The sequence below is a fragment of the Vibrio ziniensis genome, from assembly GCF_011064285.1.
Classification (GTDB): domain Bacteria; phylum Pseudomonadota; class Gammaproteobacteria; order Enterobacterales; family Vibrionaceae; genus Vibrio; species Vibrio ziniensis.
Map to the genome: position 1 here is coordinate 1,125,118 of NZ_CP049332.1, position 16,557 is coordinate 1,141,674.

Consider the following 16,557-nt stretch of genomic DNA (forward strand, 5'->3'; position numbering starts at 1 on the left):
TGCCTAATACAGCTTCAACTAAAGTCCAAAATCTCATTGGATCTACAACGACAATCCTCTCACCGATTCGGAAACCAGATTTGCTTCTAACACAATTTCATCAATAACCGCTTTAATCTCGATGGCTTGTGTTTCACCGTAATTCGTTTTTTCAAGCGCAGCTTGAATGTGTGTATCGATACTTTGAGTGATGGTTGAATTTTTAGCAATTACTTCAGCAATTTCTGCCGTTGATTGAGATGTGCGGGCAGCTAACTGACGCACTTCATCAGCGACCACAGCAAAGCCTCTACCCTGATCGCCAGCCCTCGCTGCCTCAATAGCCGCGTTAAGTGCAAGTAAGTTAGTTTGCTCAGCAATGGCCGTAATCGTTGAGACAATCGCATTAACATTTTTAGCTTGTTCGTTAAGTTGCGCAATCAAAGACCCAACGCCCTGAACAGAGCCATTGATATCTTCTGAGTTTGAAAGAAGAATCTCAACTCGCTCTTTACCTTTCTGGGAAATGTTTACAGTTTCCTGTGCAGTATTGCAAGCAATCAGAGCAGCCTCTTGCACTTTCATCGCTTTTTCTACTCGTTCAGTAATGTTGCTCGCTAGTTTGATGATTTTTACCACTTGGTTAGCATGGTTATATATGGGGTTATACGTGGCTTCTAGCCAAATAGTACGACCATGTTTATCTTTACGTTTAAATAGACCGCTTTGAATTTTGCCTGTGGTGAGATCTTTCCAGAAGTTAGGATTATCCCTATAGAATTCTTCATCACAGAACTGTCGATGATGTTGTCCAACAACCTCATTTAATGTATATCCAAAACAACTTAGGAAATTTTTGTTAGCTCGCAGAACTGTACCATCTGGTGAAAAATCGATAACAGCGAGAGACTTATCCAATGCTTTTAATAGTGCTTGGTTTCTTTCTAATTCGGTTTGTTCAGCCGTTACGTCAGAAGCGACTTTAGCAACCGATTCTACTTTGCCATTTTTCACAATCGGAAAATACGTCGCTTCTAACCAAACTGCGTTACCCGCTTTATCTTTACGGATAAAGGTTCCATTGGTTGGTGCACCTTTTGCCAATGATTGCCATAGATCCTTGTACTCTCTCTTTTCTACATCTTCAGGAAAGCACAACTCGCTGTGGTGCTTATCAATAACTTCATCTAACTGGTAACCAAAAGTGTTCAGTAGAAGATCATTGGCATATAAAACACTTCCAGTAGGGGTAAATTCAATATAAGGGACGGTTCTTTTGAGGGAATCTCTAAAAGCACTAACTGATGCTGCTTGTTCTTTTAAATCAGAAACGGTTTTATTGTGAAAACTTTTTGAGACAAACATTGTTCACTCCTGTTAAACAATACATCGTTAGGTTTAGCTTAAAGTCCACAGAGTAGCAATGTTAGTTCAATCTTTTTCGTGACTTACGAGCAACTTGCAAAATGAATTTTGAAATTGAGCAAGAAAATCCATCTGCAAAGTTACAACTCTCAATCATATTTAATATGAAAATGTGCCTAGATTTCCCATTTGTCGTAATACCCAGTTTACGCGATTTTGGACATACTGAGTCATAGGTACTGGTTGGATCTTATAAGGGTTGGGTAACACCACGGCTAATTGTGCTGCTTGATACGAACTAATCTGACTTGCAGAAATACCAAAGTAATGATGACTAGCAGCCTGTACCCCATAAATGCCAGGTCCAAATTCCACAACGTTTAAGTACATTTCCATGATTCGTTCTTTGCCCCAAATCATTTCAATCAGCAATGCAATATATAGTTCGTACGCTTTACGCAGATAAGTATGACTAGGATATAGAAATACATTCTTGGCTGTTTGCTGACTAATTGTGCTAGCTCCGCGTTGTGGACCTTGGTCACCACTACTTTGTAACACTGCCAAAAGTGCAGAAAGATCGACTCCCCAATGATGTGGAAATCGTTGATCTTCTGAAGCTATGATTGCTAGTGGAATAGTTGGCGAGGTTGAGTCAAGGCTCACCCACTGATGCTGAGTCGTTTCTGGATAACCTTTAGGGGGAAAAAGCGTGCGTGAAATTTGCCATCCCCATATTGGTGGGTTAACAAATTTCAAGATAATGACGAGTACTACTGGCAAACCCAAAGCCAATACCATCAACGTGCCTAACGATTTTTTAGTGCTGCTTATCAATTTTCGGGATGTGCTTTTCAAACGGGTTTGTCTCATTGGTAGTGTTTCAATAGAAATAAGATCTTTATGTTCGTCCACTTCAACTTGTGAAATTGGTTTGCAATCCTATCGCGTGCGCAAGGTTACGCGAAAAAGCCAACACGATTGTTCAGCCTATGTAAAATCAGCTATTGATATAAATCTTGAATACTTTGATTTATTGACGGTTCAACACATGGTGCAGTGCTAGACACATTTACTAGTCTCTTTTTAGTGTTATTCTCGTTTTCCTGAAAAGCTAATGATAGATAAGGAAAGTTTGATGGTCTTAGACCCAACCGTTTGGGTATGGTTACCACTCATAAGCGCGATCCTATTTGGTTTCACGTCTCACAAACCAATAACAAATATATTGCTTGCGTTTTCGATGATATCTGCGTTTGCTGTTGGCCGTATCGATGCGTTTGCATTAGCCATTTCTGTTGTTCTTCTTAGCATTGCGTACTCTATACCCAAATTGATAAATGAACGTCGATATCAAGCACCTGTTTACAAAACGGCTGCCTATGTTGGTTGGTCGATCGTTGTCCTTTTATCTGCGCTTCTGTTTATGCACAAAATACCCGGTTTCTATAACCTTTTGGTTTTGAACAAGGTCTATGCTGGTCCTGATAGTATACCATTTTCCATGTATTTAAATTTGGATAAACCAATAGCGTTTTTTGCACTCCTATTCGCCTATCCGACACTCTTAGGAGATAAAGGTCGACCTAATGGTAAAGGGCTTTTGATTACCATTGCATTACTGGCTAGCTTACTGCCAGTTGCTTCTTTAATTGGTGCGTTGCAAATTGAAGTTGGTTTACCTGATTGGTGGTGGATATTTGCTATCAATAACCTAATGATTACGTGTGTTGCTGAGGAAGCCCTATTTCGAGGTCTGATTCAGAAATCACTATCAGAGCGATACGTATGGTGGATCGGTTTATTAGTGGCAAGTCTATTATTTGGATTAGCGCATATAGCTGGTGGACCACTGTTGATGCTCTTCGCGACATTCGCAGGCATAGGCTACGGGCTCATTTTTCATTTTACTGGACGCCTTTGGTGTTCCGTACTTGCTCATTTTTCTTTGAATTTTGCCCATTTGGTTTTATTCACTTATCCAATAGCTGCACAGTAAGTTTTAGTGGTCACTGAAGTTATGCAACTAAATCAGAGGGAGTGTAAATTCCAGCTAAGATGGTTACTTGGCGCTTATCATTTGAATCGATACGTTGTATGGTACGCAGTCTCGAGTGGCTATAAACACCCATTTCCGTAACCGTGCGCATTTACAACTAAGAGTATTTACAATATGTCACAACGTAACATTAAATTTATTGCTACCGATATGGACGGTACACTTCTCGACGGACACGGACAGCTCGACCCTGAATTTTTCAATCTTCATCCACAACTAGTGGATAAAGATATCCTATTTGCAGCGGCTTCTGGCCGTCAGTATTACAGCTTGTTGGATACTTTTTCAGAAGTAAAAGATCAAATCATGTTCATCGCTGAGAATGGAACTTTAGTGATGTATAAGGGCGAAGAGTTGTATAGCCTTCCTCTCGATTCGGGCGTCATTAATGGTTTGATTGAAACCGCCCGCAGTATCGAAGGTGCGCATATTGTTCTGTGTGGCAAACGCTCTGCTTATATCGAAACTGAAGATCAACGTGCTAGAGATGAAGTTCAAAAATACTATCACCGTTGCGAAATTGTCGAAGACTTAACAACGGTCGAAGACGATTTCTTAAAAGTGGCTATTTGTCATTTTGATGGTTCAGAAAAGCACATTTACCCAGTGATCAATCCAGCTTTTGGTGATACACAAAAAGTGGTGGTGAGTGCAAAAATTTGGTTGGATGTTATGAACCTAGCAGCTTCAAAAGGCGATGCAATTGAACATTTGCAGCAACAGCTTGGTTTTACGCACGAACAGACCATGAGCTTTGGTGACTATTTCAATGATGTGGAGATGTTGCAGGCAAGCTATCATTCTTACGCCGTAGAAAATGCTCACGATGGTGTAAAAACTTATGCTCGATTCCGTGCGCCAAGTAACGATGAAAGTGGTGTGTTGGTTGTGCTAAAAGAGCTATTGGCAGAACTAAATTAATCACCGAATTCAACATTTTCTCTTGCTAAACGGGCTTGTGTGACAGTACAGCCCGTTTTTTCCATCAGTTCGGCTAAAGTGATGTTTTGATTATTTGCTATTAATTCAGCCAAGCGATCCGGTAACGACGCTTGTAGTAACGGCAATATAGCATCTGCAATTTTCTGAGCTACAAATGGATAATCTGCTACTGTCTGATCGCCTTTAATTTGTTGATTAAATGAACACAGTTGTTCAACAAAACCTGATATTTTCCAGTTCCTCGAACGTCGAATTCTTTTTAGTTCACACTGGTGTTCTAAAGCGATTGCTTTTAACTCTTTCGCCTTTTCACCGCCTATACGCCTCACTAAAGAGGGAAAGTGAATAGTCAATTTTTCACGTTCGGTATTTTTTTTAGTCAAAGTTGAAGCCGATGTTTTCTAACTTAATACCCGGATTATCAGTTCCCCCTTCTCTAAACACAACCTTTTCTCCAATAACCAGTATCTAGATGATGTCTAATTTCTAAAGTTCGTGCATCAGGTTAATTTAACAGCAAATAATTAATCTAAATCACATTTCAGTATGCAACTAATGAAACATTAATCTATTCAATCGCACAAAAAGATTCACTAAGTTAGTATGGACACATGTTTGATATACGGACATTTGTTTGTGACACCTAGAGAACAACAAATCCTCGCCCTACTACGCGAGAACCCAATGATTCAGCAACAAGAACTGGCTGACCAGCTTATGATCAGCCGTAGCGCTGTTGCTGGACATATCATGAACCTAACAAGTAAAGGGCTCATTAAAGGCAAAGGCTACATTCTTACATCGCAGAAAACCGCGATTGTCATTGGTGGCGCAAATATGGATCTTTGCGGTAAAGCATCGGTGCCACTACTTTCTGGCGACTCCAACCCTGGAACCCTGCATTACAGCCCAGGTGGTGTTGCACGAAATATTGCAGATAACCTTGCACGTCTCGGTAGTAAAGTTGAACTTATCTCCAGCATTGGAAACGACCAATGGGGTGAGCAACTGGTTTCTGCCTGTATTGATGCGGGTGTTGGCGTTGGACATATTCTCCGTTGCCAACAAGGCAGAACGGCGACTTATCTTTCTATCCACGATAACGAAGGTGAGATGCAAATTGCTCTGAACGATATGAAAGTACTAGAGCAATTAAATGCCGATCAACTTACCAAACACAAGTCACTGATTTCTCATAGTGATTTAGTCGTTATAGACGCCAATTTAAGTGATGATGCTTTAGCCTATTTATTCAACTGCATAGACAATACTCGCATCTTTGTTGATCCCGTTTCAGCGAATAAAGCGATAAGACTCAAACCTTACTTGGCCCAGATCGACTTATTAAAACCCAACCTCATTGAAGCCGAATTGCTTTCGGGGATCAAAGTATCTTCTGATGATGACTTACCTAGAGTTTGTGACGCATTACACGCGCAAGGAGTTAAAGAAGTCGTATTGAGTCTTGGTTCAAAAGGCATATTTGCCAGCAACCAATCAGAAACCGTACGTCTAAAGCCACGTACCACCAGTGTAACGAACGTAACAGGCGCTGGGGATGCACTTATGGCTGGATTAGCACACGCCACATTAGAAATGTGGCCTTGGAAAAAGAGCATTGAATTTGCTTTTAGTTGCGCCGAGCTCGCAACGCAATCTTATGACACTATCAACCCGCGCATGTCAGATCGCGCAGTCCACCGTTTAATGGAGATGAACCATGTTGAATGATTTTCTTGATATCCACCCTGAAGTACGCGCTGCATTAGATAATAATCAGCCTGTGGTTGCCCTCGAATCAACCATCATCTCTCATGGTATGCCTTATCCACAAAACGTAGAAACTGCTCTTAAAGTTTCGAATACTGTCCGTGAAGCCGGCGCAACACCAGCAACTATCGCGATCATTAACGGCCGTCTTAAAGTTGGTTTAACACCTGAAGAGATCGAACTGTTAGGTAAAGCAGGACAAAGTGTGACTAAAGTTAGCCGCCGAGATATTCCATTTATTGTGGCTTCGGGTAAACACGGCGCAACAACAGTAGCCGCAACAATGATCTTGGCAGATATGGCTGGTGTGCGTGTATTTGCAACTGGCGGTATCGGTGGGGTTCACCGTGGTGCAGAAACCACATTTGACGTATCGGCAGACCTTCAAGAATTAGCACAAACCAATGTGGCTGTTGTTTGCGCAGGCGCAAAATCTATTCTTGATCTTGGTTTGACGCTTGAATATTTGGAAACTCATGGTGTGCCTGTCATCGGTTACCAAACAGAAAGCCTTCCTGCTTTTTATACTCAATCGAGCGACTTCAACGTTGACTACCGATTAGATTCTGCCGATGAAATTGCAGCAGTACTAAAAGCTAAGCAACAGCTCGGGCTAAAAGGCGGTTCTGTCATCGCTAACCCAATTCCAACTGAATACGCTATGCCAAAAGATGTAATTGATAGTGCAATCGAACAAGCGCTACGTGAAGCTGATGAACAAGGTATTCATGGTAAAGCATCAACCCCTTTCCTTCTTGCGCGTGTTTGTGAGTTGACTGGTGGTGATAGCTTAAGCAGCAACATTCAACTGGTACTTAATAACGCGAGATTAGCTTCAGCCATCGCGATAGCGTATTGTGCATAATAGACAAAAAACTAACACTCTAGCCCACTTACATAGTGGGATTTTCTTTTATTGCTCCAAACGCCTATTAGTATGAGATTGTTATACCAGTCTAGGTATGAATATGATCAGATTAGGTATTACTAGGGTAGTAATTGGGCATCGAACTCAAACGTGCAATAATTCGTCCGTTAAGATAGTGTCCCTCCTGCCGAGGCGGTGCCCAAATACTAATCAATAAGTTTTCCAGATTACTATAATTTTCGACTGCTATTTGGCGTCCTTTGATTGTTCTTGTGTAAAGTACTAATTGTCCGAATCTATGCACAATATCGTCGAGATGTTTTTAGTGTGTTAAGGGTCACAGCGTTTATTTGGTATTGTTTGTTAGGGTAAATTGTGATTCATATAAACACTGTTGAGTACGTAGCTTGCTATAACAAATAAGGAACCAGCTCATGGAATATCGTCAACTCGGTCATTCTGGTTTGCGTGTGTCGACACTTACTCTAGGTACAATGACATTTGGTGGCCAAGGTAAGTTTGCCTACGTTGGAAACACTGGATTGGGTGTAGCCAAAGAACAAATCGCTTTATGTATGGATTCTGGAGTCAATCTGTTCGACACTGCCGATGTATATTCTGGCGGCATTTCAGAAGAAATTCTCGGACAAGCAGTTAAGTCATACAGACAAGAGATTCTTCTTGCTACAAAAGCAAGATTTCCCATGGGTAATGGGGTGAATCAAGCAGGAGCGTCTCGTTACCACATCATCAACGCCTGCGAAGCGTCACTAAAACGTTTGGATACAGACTATATCGATCTCTATCAGATCCACGAATGGGATGGCATTACACCGGTTGATGAAACGCTTGAGGCAATGGATTCACTAGTTCGTAGTGGCAAAGTGCGTTACTACGGTGTCTCGAACTACACTGGCTGGCAACTTATGAAGGCGCTTGGTCAATGTGCACAAAACCACTATCTTCGTCCTATATCTCAGCAAATTCATTACACGCTACAAGCAAGAGAAGCAGAATACGAACTTCTGCCTATCGCGCGTGACCAAAATGTTGGAGTGCTTGTATGGAGCCCTCTCGCAGGAGGACTACTTTCAGGAAAATATCGACGCGACTTACAGAACCCAGAAGGTTCTCGACACCTGCTTGGTTGGACAGAGCCTCCGGTTTACGACACAGAAAAACTCCACGATATTATTGATGTTTTAGTGGCAATTGCAGAAGAACGAAACGTATCAGCGGCTCAAGTTGCTCTGGCTTGGTTACTCAGCCGTGATACTGTGAGTTCGGTTGTTATAGGCGCTCGTACCAACGAACAGCTAAAGGATAACCTGCTCGCTGCCAATCTTAAATTGAGTGAACAAGAGCTATCGATGTTAGAGAAAGTAAGCCGACCGCCACTGCTCTATCCTTATTGGCATCAAGCGACAACAGCCTCGGACCGATTGTCTAAAGATGATTTACAACTGCTCAAGCCATACATTGATGATATGAAAAAGTCATAGTGTGAATATAACTATTTGATAAAATAGATAAAATCTGCTAACAAGAGCGGCTTTTTTGTACATAAATTTAAATCAGAATTATACCAATCGTATTAATTTCCCAATCAAGTAGACATTGAGTACCGATAAGCGAACCCTCCTAGCCATGGAAGACTCGGCTGAACCACAAGGATAGGTTTAGCGTGTCTGCGTTCGGTGCTCATTGTCTAATACTGAAGAGGTTAATAGTGTAATTGGTATACACAAACCATTATTCACGGCGAGTGGATAAAAGCCGGAACCCACATTGATTTAGTTGGTGCTTATCGTAAAGACATGCGTGAGTGCGATGGTGCAACTGTGGCCAAAAGTCAGGTCTATGTCGACACATGGGCAGGCGCTCAAGGAGAAGCCGGAGATTTACATCAAGCGATTGATGAAGGTTGCTTCAACATGGACAGTATTCACGGCGATTTAGAACAGTTAACTCGCCGTGAAGTGTTTGGACGCAAGAACGATTCAGACATCACGATGTTCAAGTCCGTCGGAGCGTCGTTGGAAGACTTAGCGGCGGCAATCGTGCTTTGGGAAAATTTAGAGAATAACTAGCGTGTATTGTTTTTTAATAAAGTTAGGGCCACTGTAATGTGGCTTTAACAATCGATGAAGACATGCTATTAACTGTTCTTTAAGCTTTGAATGATTTTCTTAACTAGCTTTTCCAAACACTCTTTTGAAGGCTTTGTCGTAGCGAAAGATCGTAGCCCGTAAATGTTCATAACCAAAAAGTCACTGAGCAACTCACAATCGGTATCTTGCTGAATCTCGCCGTTTGCCTTTGCGATATCAAGTTTGTACTTAATGTTGGTTTTCCATTGATTAAGCATGTCACAGATAATCTGTTCGACTTCATCATCCTGCTGTTCAAGCTCGCTCAATGATTTTTGCAGCAGACAGCCTTTGTTTTCGTAGCATTCTTTTAATTCGACGATATCGTTCAGATAAAGTTCGAATCCTTTCAGAATGCCTTCACCTTTTACAAAGAACGCTTCAAAGGACTGAGACTTAGTTTCAGCATAATGATTTAACGAAGCTAATAATAAGCCACGTTTGTTTTCGAAAGCACAGTATATCGACCCCGGATGCAATCCCGTTGCTCTTTTCAAATCCTGCATACTGGTTTTGTTATAACCTTTGGCGATGAACTCATTCATCGCCGATCGTAATACATACTCTCGGTCAAATTCTGCACTTCTCATTACACATTGCTCAATAGCTTTAAGACCCTTTAAGTGTACTGGTTTAAAAACTCATTAACAAGATACTTGAATGAATGTTCAAAAAAGAACTTGAATGTTCATTCAAGAAAGAGTTAGCATGTGAGCATAAAGTCCGAATAAGCCATGTAAGGAACATGCAAATGACAACTAAACTATTTGAAAGTTATAAGCTCAACGACAAAATCACTCTTAAAAACCGCATTGCTATGGCTCCTTTAACTCGCTGTATGGCTGATGCGAATCTAGTCCCTACTGATGCCATGGTTGAATATTATGCCAAACGTGCTGATGCAGGTTTGATCATTTCAGAAGCAACCATTATTCGTCCTGACGGCCAAGGTTATCCAAATACCCCAGGGCTATATAGCGAAGCTCAAATTGAAGGTTGGAAAAAAGTCACAAGCGCTGTTCATGCCAATGGCGGTAAGATATTTGCCCAACTTTGGCATACAGGCCGTGTAGCTCACCCATATTTTTGGGGAGGCGAATACGTGTTAGCGCCTTCGGCTGTTGCATTTGACGGTACTGTTCCTCGTATGCGTGAATTGGTGTACACAGTTCCTAAAGAAGCAACAAGCGAAGAAATTGCACAACTTGTTGAAGACTACGCACAAGCAGCACAAAACGCAATTGACGCAGGTTTTGATGGCGTAGAGATTCACGGTGCTAACGGCTACCTAATTGACCAGTTCCTACACTTCGATACCAACCATAGATCTGATGAGTTTGGTAAAAATCCAGAAAACATGTCTCGTTTTCCTCTTAAGGTCATTGATGCTGTAATTGCACGTATAGGTGCAGAATTAACTGGACTACGTGTATCACCTGCAGGCTATGCCCATATGACTACAGATGCACGCGATCGTCAGGTGTTTGATTATTTCTTAAAAGAAGTTGAAAAGCGCGATTTAGCTTATTTACATGAAGGCATGTTTGACGACAGTATGGAGTTCGATTTCCTTGGCGGTAAAGTGTCAAAATATATGCGTGAAACCTATTCTAAAACACTGATGGCTGTTGGCGGATATGACGCTGAAACTGGGGCTCAAGCGATTGAAAATAACAAGTTCGACCTATTGGCAATTGGTCGCCCATTCATCGCAAACCCTGACTACATTAGTCGTGTACAGCATAATCAAGAGCTTGTTGCATACAATGCTGCAATGTTAGAAACCTTAGTGTAAGTTTGTAATCGTTCTAAAAAAGTATCCACCGGCATAGCCGGTGGTTTTTCATATGCGCCTATAAGGCTCTCCTACTGGCTGCGCCCTAGCAGGTGCGTAGTGATCTGACATTTGCATATGACTACTTCTTGCGGCCCGTAAACGGGCTATCTGAATACGGGATCGATAATTGCTCTCCCATTTTATCCTGCTCTAGTTGGTGCTTTATGTAATTCTGTATCTTGCTCGTATTCTTACCTACCGTATCTACATAATAACCTCGGCACCAAAATTCACGATTCCGATATTTAAACTTCAAATCCCCGAATTGTTCATAAAGCATTAGGCTACTTTTACCTTTCAAATACCCCATAAACGCTGAAACACTCATTTTGAGCGGTATTTCTAAAAGCATGTATTCAATACCGAGCTATCGTTGATGTGAACTACAATTTCATCGCAAAAGAAACAAACTAATCTGATACAAAGCCTCGGGGATAAGGATATCCCACGGCTTTTCGCCTATAAAACTAATCATTTCTAATAACTTTTTAATTTTCTCCTCACGCTCACACCAGAACATCTAGACACAAAGAACCATAAAAAATTAACCTTAGTACCAATTAATAACCAAATAAAATGAAACGTGTCGTAACAAATCGCCATATGATGCTATATTCGCACAAGTCGTTATCTGCTAAGCTCATGAAGTCGTTAGCAGTAAAAGGAACTCTAATAGGGTAATGCTGTGGAACTACAAAATCTTTCTCGTCATGAATTAGCCATTGTTTGTAAACTTTTTGGTGCGCTTTTCTATTACCCACCAAGTGATTTTAACCAATTTCCTTTCGGAACATATTTCGAGGAAGATGAGGTTGAAACCCCAATCAAAGAAGTAAATCAGGTTTTAAATAGTTTTAAGTTTACCAATCAAAAAGCATTACAAGATGAACACGATCGCTTATTCACACTAAAAGACGATATGCCAGCACCACCTTGGTCTTCGATGTATCTTGATAGAGAATCAATCCAATTCGGTCATTCACATAAGCAGTATTGCGAATTTATTGAACATTGCGGTCTTGGCTTACGCGATGAAGCAACTGATCCCGAAGATCATATTGGCCTGATGCTCATTATTCTGGGGATGCTTATCGAAGACGAGCAAGAGCAACACGTAAAAGAAATGCTGGGTGACTACCTCGTGACTTGGTCTGGCTATTACTTCAGTAACCTTAAGAAGAGTTCCCCTGATGGAGTCTACGCTGAGCTTGCTGAAAAAGTTAAAAGGCTTTTAGAATTGCTGTGTACTAGCTATTCCGCGCAAGTGCTGATTAAAAATAATTACTTTCAACCAGCACTTACCTAAATACATTTTTCTATGCAACAAATTTATTTGGCTGGTGGTTGCTTATGGGGCGTTCAGGAGTTTATCAAGTATGTTCCTGGTGTACTTAATACCGTCGTAGGTCGTGCCAACGGTACTACTTACTCAACAAAAACCGAATACGACGGTTACGCAGAATGTGTATGTGTGCAATTCGATGAAACTGTTGTTTCGGTGGCTCAGCTAATCAAACATCTTTTTGAAATTATCGACCCCTACAGTGTTAATCAACAAGGTCATGACGTTGGATTAAAATACCGAACCGGTGTGTATAGCTGTGATTCTACTCACCTAGATGCCGCTAAAGATTATATATGTTCAAGGGTTGATGCTGAAAGAATTGCAGTAGAGGTACTGCCACTAACTAACTTTATTCCTAGTGACGATGAGCATCAACATCGCCTCACTCGAATACCAAAAGACCAATATTTGTGTCATATACCATGGGAACTGTTACACAAATATCGTAGAACAAAGCAAGAATAGAAAACGGCTCTTAGTGAGCCACAATTTTGAAGCTTATAACTGCAAATAGTGTGCAGCACATAGCTTGTTGCCGAAAGGATCTCTCAAATATGCGAGATAAAGTTTTCGTTCAGCACTTGCTCGTACACCCGGAGGATCCTCACAGGTCGTTCCACCATTTTCGATTCCAGCGGTGTGCCACGCATCCACAAGCTCTGGAGTCGCTACTTTAAAACCGATTGTCATGCCATTGCCATGCGTGGCTGATTCGCCGTTAATTGGCTTTGTAACACCAAGAACGCCATGTGAATTGATGTACATGCAGCGCCCTTTACTATCGATAACACCTTCCGGATAGCCTAAAACTTTTAAGATTGCGTCATAAAACGCTTTAGATTTTTCAATATCGTCGGAGCCAACCATAATATGACTAAACATTGCCCTTCCTTAGTGATTCATTACGCGAAGTTGCTATGCATATAGTTACCTCATCTTGACCACATCAGCAACGAATTGTTGAGTTGTGTATCCTTAACCAAGTATCAATAACTATTGAACAAAGCAGTCTTAATTGCCTCATTTTTATATGCATGGAACAGCTACTTTGGTAGATCAGATCGTTCCTTCAAGATTACAAACTGCATCACAATTACAACATTTCATACCGTTGGATTATTACATCATTGTTAGATTGTTTTTATAACAAATATTGCATAGAAAAAAGCCACACAGAACAGTTTATAACCATAATGACCACACTAAATTCCTGACTATTACTGTGGTTTACAGTAAATATTTCTAGTTTAGATTAAATTGTTGTTAAAAATATCTTTAAAATTGTGTAACATTCAATCCTGTTTTGGTTGTTTACTTACTACTTTTGACAGCTATAAACAGGGGTTTTCTACAGGCAATGCTCATACACAAAACATAAATAAAATATTGAGCGTAAAAGTGTCGGTGGCTGTAGAAAATTAATCATAGATAAGCACTTGTAATGTTTGCGATTTAGAGAGATTTAGGCCCAAAAATGAGTAACGTAACTGGTCAAAAAGGATTCAACCAGCTTAGTACTAATGCTGCTGACAAACTGGTCGATGTGGTTTTAATCGGTGGTGGTATCATGAGCGCAACGCTCGGTACCTTTATCCAACAATTGGAACCTAATTGGTCTATTCAAATGTTTGAGCGACTAGATAAAGTCGCTGAAGAAAGCTCCAACGGATGGAATAATGCAGGTACTGGTCATTCTTCCCTAGCAGAATCGAACTACACTCCCCAAACTTCAGATGGTGAAGTTAAGATGGGTAAAGCGGTAGATATCTACGAACAATTCCAACTTTCTCGTCAATTTTGGGCTTACTTGGTTCAGGAAGGCCTTATCAAAGATCCGAGCACCTTTATCAATAGTGTGCCGCACATGAGCTTTGTGACTGGCGAGAACAACGTAGATTTCCTGCGTAAACGCTTTCAAGTGCTTCGTAGTTCGCCACTGTTCGATGGCATGATCTACTCTGAAGATAAAGAACAAATTAAGTCATGGGCTCCATTAATCATGGAAAATCGTGACGAAAACCAGCCAATTGCTGCCACGCGCTCTCGTTTTGGTACAGATGTAAACTTCGGTGCGTTAACGCACCACATGATTGACATACTCAGCCAGAATGAAAACTTTTCGTTGAGCACTAAGCATGAAGTGAAAACACTGAATCGCCAGTCTGATGGTACTTGGAAGGTAACTGTTAAAGACTTGGTAAATAACACTTCTCGCACTGTTCATACCAAGTACGTATTTATCGGTGCTGGCGGCGCATCGCTAACACTATTGCAGAAGTCTGGCATCCCAGAATCACGCAACTACGGCGGATTCCCTGTTGGCGGACAATTCCTTGTAACCGAGAACCCAGAGATTGTTAAACAGCACCGAGCAAAAGTGTACGGTAAAGCTGCGGTAGGTGCTCCACCAATGTCAGTTCCACATATGGATACACGTTTCATTGATGGTAAAGAAGTCGTTCTTTTCGGCCCATTTGCAAGCTTCTCTAGCAAGTTCCTAAAAGAAGGTTCTTTGTTAGATCTGTTCGGTTCCGTGACACCTTCAAACCTACTTCCTATGACGCAGGTTGGTCTTAAGAGCTTCGATTTGATCAAGTATCTGGTTGGTGAACTGCTTCAAAGCAATGAAGATCGTATGAAAGCGCTTAGAGAGTTCTTCCCTAGCGCAAAATCTGAAGATTGGACGCTGTGGCAAGCAGGTCAACGTGTTCAGATCATTAAAAAAGTTCCAGGTAAAGGTGGTGAACTCCATCTTGGTTCAGAACTCGTGCACTCAGCTGATGGCAGCCTAACTGCATTACTGGGTGCTTCACCTGGTGCGTCAGTTTCTGCGGCAGTTATGATCGAACTCTTACAACGCTGTTTTGCCGAACACATGGCAACAGATGAGTGGCAAGTGAAAATTAAGCAGATGATACCTTCTTATGGACTAACGCTTAATGAACATCCAGAGCTTAACCAAGAGATTTTGCTTAACACCAGTAAAGTTCTCAAGCTTTCACAAGATCTTGTTGAAGTTCGTTCAGCACGAGAGGAGCTTGAAGAGCAAGAGCAACAAGTGTTTGCAACGATCGCTTAAGCAGTAGCTACATCGATAAAAAGCTAACCATACTCTCGTATGTGTTAGCTTTTTTTATAGTCGTATTCTTCTTAATTATGGTTACCTTTGCATTCTGTGAACTAGTTTAAATCCGACATTAAAAAATGAATCGGTTTCGAGTCGAATTGGCTTAATTTCCAAGGTTACAAATTCTTTAAAATGGCAAGATTGCGCTTTCAGTTATGTTAGGTTTTAAGGCTGTAGCAATGTCAATTTACACGTTTCGTTCTGTGAAGGAGTGGTTTCCACAATATTCCGTACTTTCAATTTGGCCTCATGCTCCTGCTTCTCCCTCTATAACACCGCAATTTACATATAACAACGCTACATATGCTCCAATGGAGCGAGAAATATCGAAAATCACCCATCCTGAAATCATGGTTGTACCTTCAACAACACCAAATGGTATAGGCGTACTGCTAATTCCCGGCGGAAGCTACAAAAGAGTAGCGTTTGATAAAGAAGGCGTCGATACAGCCATTAAGCTCAGTTCAAAAGGCTACACCGTGTTTGTCATGACATATCGCATGCCTGCTGATGGGCACAAAGAAGGAAATCGCGTATCCCTTGCTGATGCGCAGAGAGCGATGAGGATTATTCGCTCCCAATCTGCCTCTTTGGGATTAAAACATATAGGCGTAATCGGTTTTTCTGCTGGAGGTCATATTACTTCAAGTTTAGCCACGTGTTTTGAGATGGAAACATACGAAAGTATCGATGATTTGGAATTGATCAGTGCAAGACCAGACTTCTTCTCACTGATGTACCCTGTTATATCTATGGATGAAACTATCGGGCATCCTGGCTCCCGTCTGCAACTACTAGGCTCTTCTCCGGATGAAGATTCATTGATTGCATTTTCAACAGAAACCAATGTTACTTCACGAACACCACCGTGTTTCCTAGTCCACGCCAGTGATGATAAAGCGGTAAAAGTGGAAAACAGCATTGTCTTTTGGCAAGCATTGAAAACCCATCAAGTGCCGACTGAGATTCACCTTTTCGAAAATGGTGGTCATGGCTTTGGTATTCGAGACACCATAGGTTTACCTGTTGAAGCCTGGCCACAGCTGTTCGACATTTGGGTCAAACGCCATTTTCACTAATAAGCCCTATTCAAACTAATACTAGCTATAGAAGGA

At 41.3% G+C, this 16,557-nt stretch carries 16 protein-coding genes and 1 pseudogene; 11 read left to right on the top strand and 6 right to left on the bottom strand.

The annotated features are described in order from the left end of the window. Positions 1–42 precede the first annotated feature (42 nt). Both G5S32_RS21655 and mtgA read right to left on the bottom strand, forming a co-directional pair. Positions 43–1,344, bottom strand: a complete 1,302-nt coding sequence (locus G5S32_RS21655; protein WP_165313903.1) for a methyl-accepting chemotaxis protein — start codon at positions 1,342–1,344, stop codon at positions 43–45. A 159-nt stretch (positions 1,345–1,503) separates the two neighbouring features. Beyond that, a complete protein-coding gene (mtgA, locus tag G5S32_RS20040; RefSeq protein WP_425509220.1) occupies positions 1,504–2,181 on the bottom strand; it encodes a monofunctional biosynthetic peptidoglycan transglycosylase in 678 nt (225 codons plus the stop codon). 301 nt (positions 2,182–2,482) lie between these two features. Between mtgA and G5S32_RS20045 the strand changes: the two genes are divergently transcribed. After that, positions 2,483–3,343 (top strand): CPBP family intramembrane glutamic endopeptidase, encoded by an 861-nt coding sequence (locus G5S32_RS20045; protein ID WP_165313904.1) that lies wholly within the window; start codon positions 2,483–2,485, stop codon positions 3,341–3,343. Positions 3,344–3,517: 174 nt separating this feature from the next. Continuing rightward, positions 3,518–4,324 carry a Cof-type HAD-IIB family hydrolase gene (locus G5S32_RS20050; RefSeq protein WP_165313905.1) on the top strand — a complete coding sequence of 269 codons (807 nt, stop codon included), beginning with the start codon at positions 3,518–3,520 and terminating at the stop codon, positions 4,322–4,324. Here G5S32_RS20050 and G5S32_RS20055 read toward each other — a convergent pair. Further along, positions 4,321–4,728 carry a ribosome recycling factor family protein gene (locus G5S32_RS20055; RefSeq protein ID WP_165313906.1) on the bottom strand — a complete coding sequence of 136 codons (408 nt, stop codon included), beginning with the start codon at positions 4,726–4,728 and terminating at the stop codon, positions 4,321–4,323. The genes G5S32_RS20050 and G5S32_RS20055 overlap by 4 nt on opposite strands. A 253-nt stretch (positions 4,729–4,981) precedes the next feature. Between G5S32_RS20055 and G5S32_RS20060 the strand changes: the two genes are divergently transcribed. From G5S32_RS20060 to G5S32_RS20075, 4 genes are all read left to right on the top strand, one after another. Then, positions 4,982–6,076: a PfkB family carbohydrate kinase gene (locus G5S32_RS20060; protein ID WP_165313907.1), complete on the top strand. Its 1,095-nt coding sequence runs from the start codon at positions 4,982–4,984 to the stop codon at positions 6,074–6,076. Next, positions 6,066–6,980, top strand: a complete 915-nt coding sequence (locus G5S32_RS20065; RefSeq protein WP_165313908.1) for a pseudouridine-5'-phosphate glycosidase — start codon at positions 6,066–6,068, stop codon at positions 6,978–6,980. Before G5S32_RS20060 ends, G5S32_RS20065 begins: the two co-directional genes overlap by 11 nt. A 437-nt stretch (positions 6,981–7,417) precedes the next feature. Beyond that, positions 7,418–8,485, top strand: a complete 1,068-nt coding sequence (locus G5S32_RS20070) for an aldo/keto reductase (protein ID WP_165313909.1) — start codon at positions 7,418–7,420, stop codon at positions 8,483–8,485. A 252-nt stretch (positions 8,486–8,737) separates the two neighbouring features. Beyond that, positions 8,738–9,073, top strand: coding sequence for a hypothetical protein (locus G5S32_RS20075; RefSeq protein WP_281347266.1), 336 nt, complete (start codon positions 8,738–8,740; stop codon positions 9,071–9,073). A 68-nt stretch (positions 9,074–9,141) separates the two neighbouring features. Here G5S32_RS20075 and G5S32_RS20080 read toward each other — a convergent pair whose 3' ends face one another. Next, a complete protein-coding gene (locus G5S32_RS20080) occupies positions 9,142–9,723 on the bottom strand; it encodes a TetR/AcrR family transcriptional regulator (protein WP_165313910.1) in 582 nt (193 codons plus the stop codon). 161 nt (positions 9,724–9,884) lie between these two features. Here G5S32_RS20080 and G5S32_RS20085 point away from each other — a divergent pair, with 161 nt between their 5' ends. Beyond that, positions 9,885–10,928: an alkene reductase gene (locus G5S32_RS20085; RefSeq protein ID WP_165313911.1), complete on the top strand. Its 1,044-nt coding sequence runs from the start codon at positions 9,885–9,887 to the stop codon at positions 10,926–10,928. A gap of 121 nt (positions 10,929–11,049) precedes the next feature. On the opposite strand, the pseudogene tnpA reads toward G5S32_RS20085, so the two are convergent. Beyond that, positions 11,050–11,325 (bottom strand): annotated as a pseudogene (gene tnpA / locus G5S32_RS20090) (IS200/IS605 family transposase); the annotation flags it as partial. A 330-nt stretch (positions 11,326–11,655) separates the two neighbouring features. Between tnpA and G5S32_RS20095 the strand changes: the two are divergent. Then, a complete protein-coding gene (locus G5S32_RS20095; RefSeq protein WP_165313912.1) occupies positions 11,656–12,276 on the top strand; it encodes a TorD/DmsD family molecular chaperone in 621 nt (206 codons plus the stop codon). Between the two features lie 12 nt (positions 12,277–12,288). Continuing rightward, on the top strand, positions 12,289–12,780 hold the full coding sequence (locus tag G5S32_RS20100; protein WP_165313913.1) for a peptide-methionine (S)-S-oxide reductase: 492 nt from the start codon (positions 12,289–12,291) through the stop codon (positions 12,778–12,780). A 33-nt stretch (positions 12,781–12,813) separates the two neighbouring features. Here the strand turns inward: G5S32_RS20100 and G5S32_RS20105 are convergent, their stop codons facing one another. Then, positions 12,814–13,197, bottom strand: coding sequence for a VOC family protein (locus tag G5S32_RS20105; protein WP_165313914.1), 384 nt, complete (start codon positions 13,195–13,197; stop codon positions 12,814–12,816). A gap of 592 nt (positions 13,198–13,789) precedes the next feature. On the opposite strand from G5S32_RS20105, the gene mqo reads away from it, so the two are divergent. Further along, on the top strand, positions 13,790–15,394 hold the full coding sequence (gene mqo, locus G5S32_RS20110; protein ID WP_165313915.1) for a malate dehydrogenase (quinone): 1,605 nt from the start codon (positions 13,790–13,792) through the stop codon (positions 15,392–15,394). 227 nt (positions 15,395–15,621) lie between these two features. Next, positions 15,622–16,521 carry an alpha/beta hydrolase gene (locus G5S32_RS20115; protein WP_165313916.1) on the top strand — a complete coding sequence of 300 codons (900 nt, stop codon included), beginning with the start codon at positions 15,622–15,624 and terminating at the stop codon, positions 16,519–16,521. The last annotated feature ends 36 nt before the right edge of the window (positions 16,522–16,557 follow it).

What these genes read in the sequence shown, in the direction of transcription:
- G5S32_RS21655 (WP_165313903.1), bottom strand. Translation starts at nt 1,344, where the DNA reads ATGTTTGTCTCAAAAAGTTTTCACAATAAAACCGTTTCTGATTTAAAA.
- G5S32_RS20045 (WP_165313904.1), top strand. Translation starts at nt 2,483, where the DNA reads ATGGTCTTAGACCCAACCGTTTGGGTATGGTTACCACTCATAAGCGCG.
- G5S32_RS20050 (WP_165313905.1), top strand. Translation starts at nt 3,518, where the DNA reads ATGTCACAACGTAACATTAAATTTATTGCTACCGATATGGACGGTACA.
- G5S32_RS20065 (WP_165313908.1), top strand. Translation starts at nt 6,066, where the DNA reads ATGTTGAATGATTTTCTTGATATCCACCCTGAAGTACGCGCTGCATTA.
- G5S32_RS20070 (WP_165313909.1), top strand. Translation starts at nt 7,418, where the DNA reads ATGGAATATCGTCAACTCGGTCATTCTGGTTTGCGTGTGTCGACACTT.
- G5S32_RS20080 (WP_165313910.1), bottom strand. Translation starts at nt 9,723, where the DNA reads ATGAGAAGTGCAGAATTTGACCGAGAGTATGTATTACGATCGGCGATG.
- G5S32_RS20085 (WP_165313911.1), top strand. Translation starts at nt 9,885, where the DNA reads ATGACAACTAAACTATTTGAAAGTTATAAGCTCAACGACAAAATCACT.
- G5S32_RS20100 (WP_165313913.1), top strand. Translation starts at nt 12,289, where the DNA reads ATGCAACAAATTTATTTGGCTGGTGGTTGCTTATGGGGCGTTCAGGAG.
- G5S32_RS20105 (WP_165313914.1), bottom strand. Translation starts at nt 13,197, where the DNA reads ATGTTTAGTCATATTATGGTTGGCTCCGACGATATTGAAAAATCTAAA.
- mqo (WP_165313915.1), top strand. Translation starts at nt 13,790, where the DNA reads ATGAGTAACGTAACTGGTCAAAAAGGATTCAACCAGCTTAGTACTAAT.
- G5S32_RS20115 (WP_165313916.1), top strand. Translation starts at nt 15,622, where the DNA reads ATGTCAATTTACACGTTTCGTTCTGTGAAGGAGTGGTTTCCACAATAT.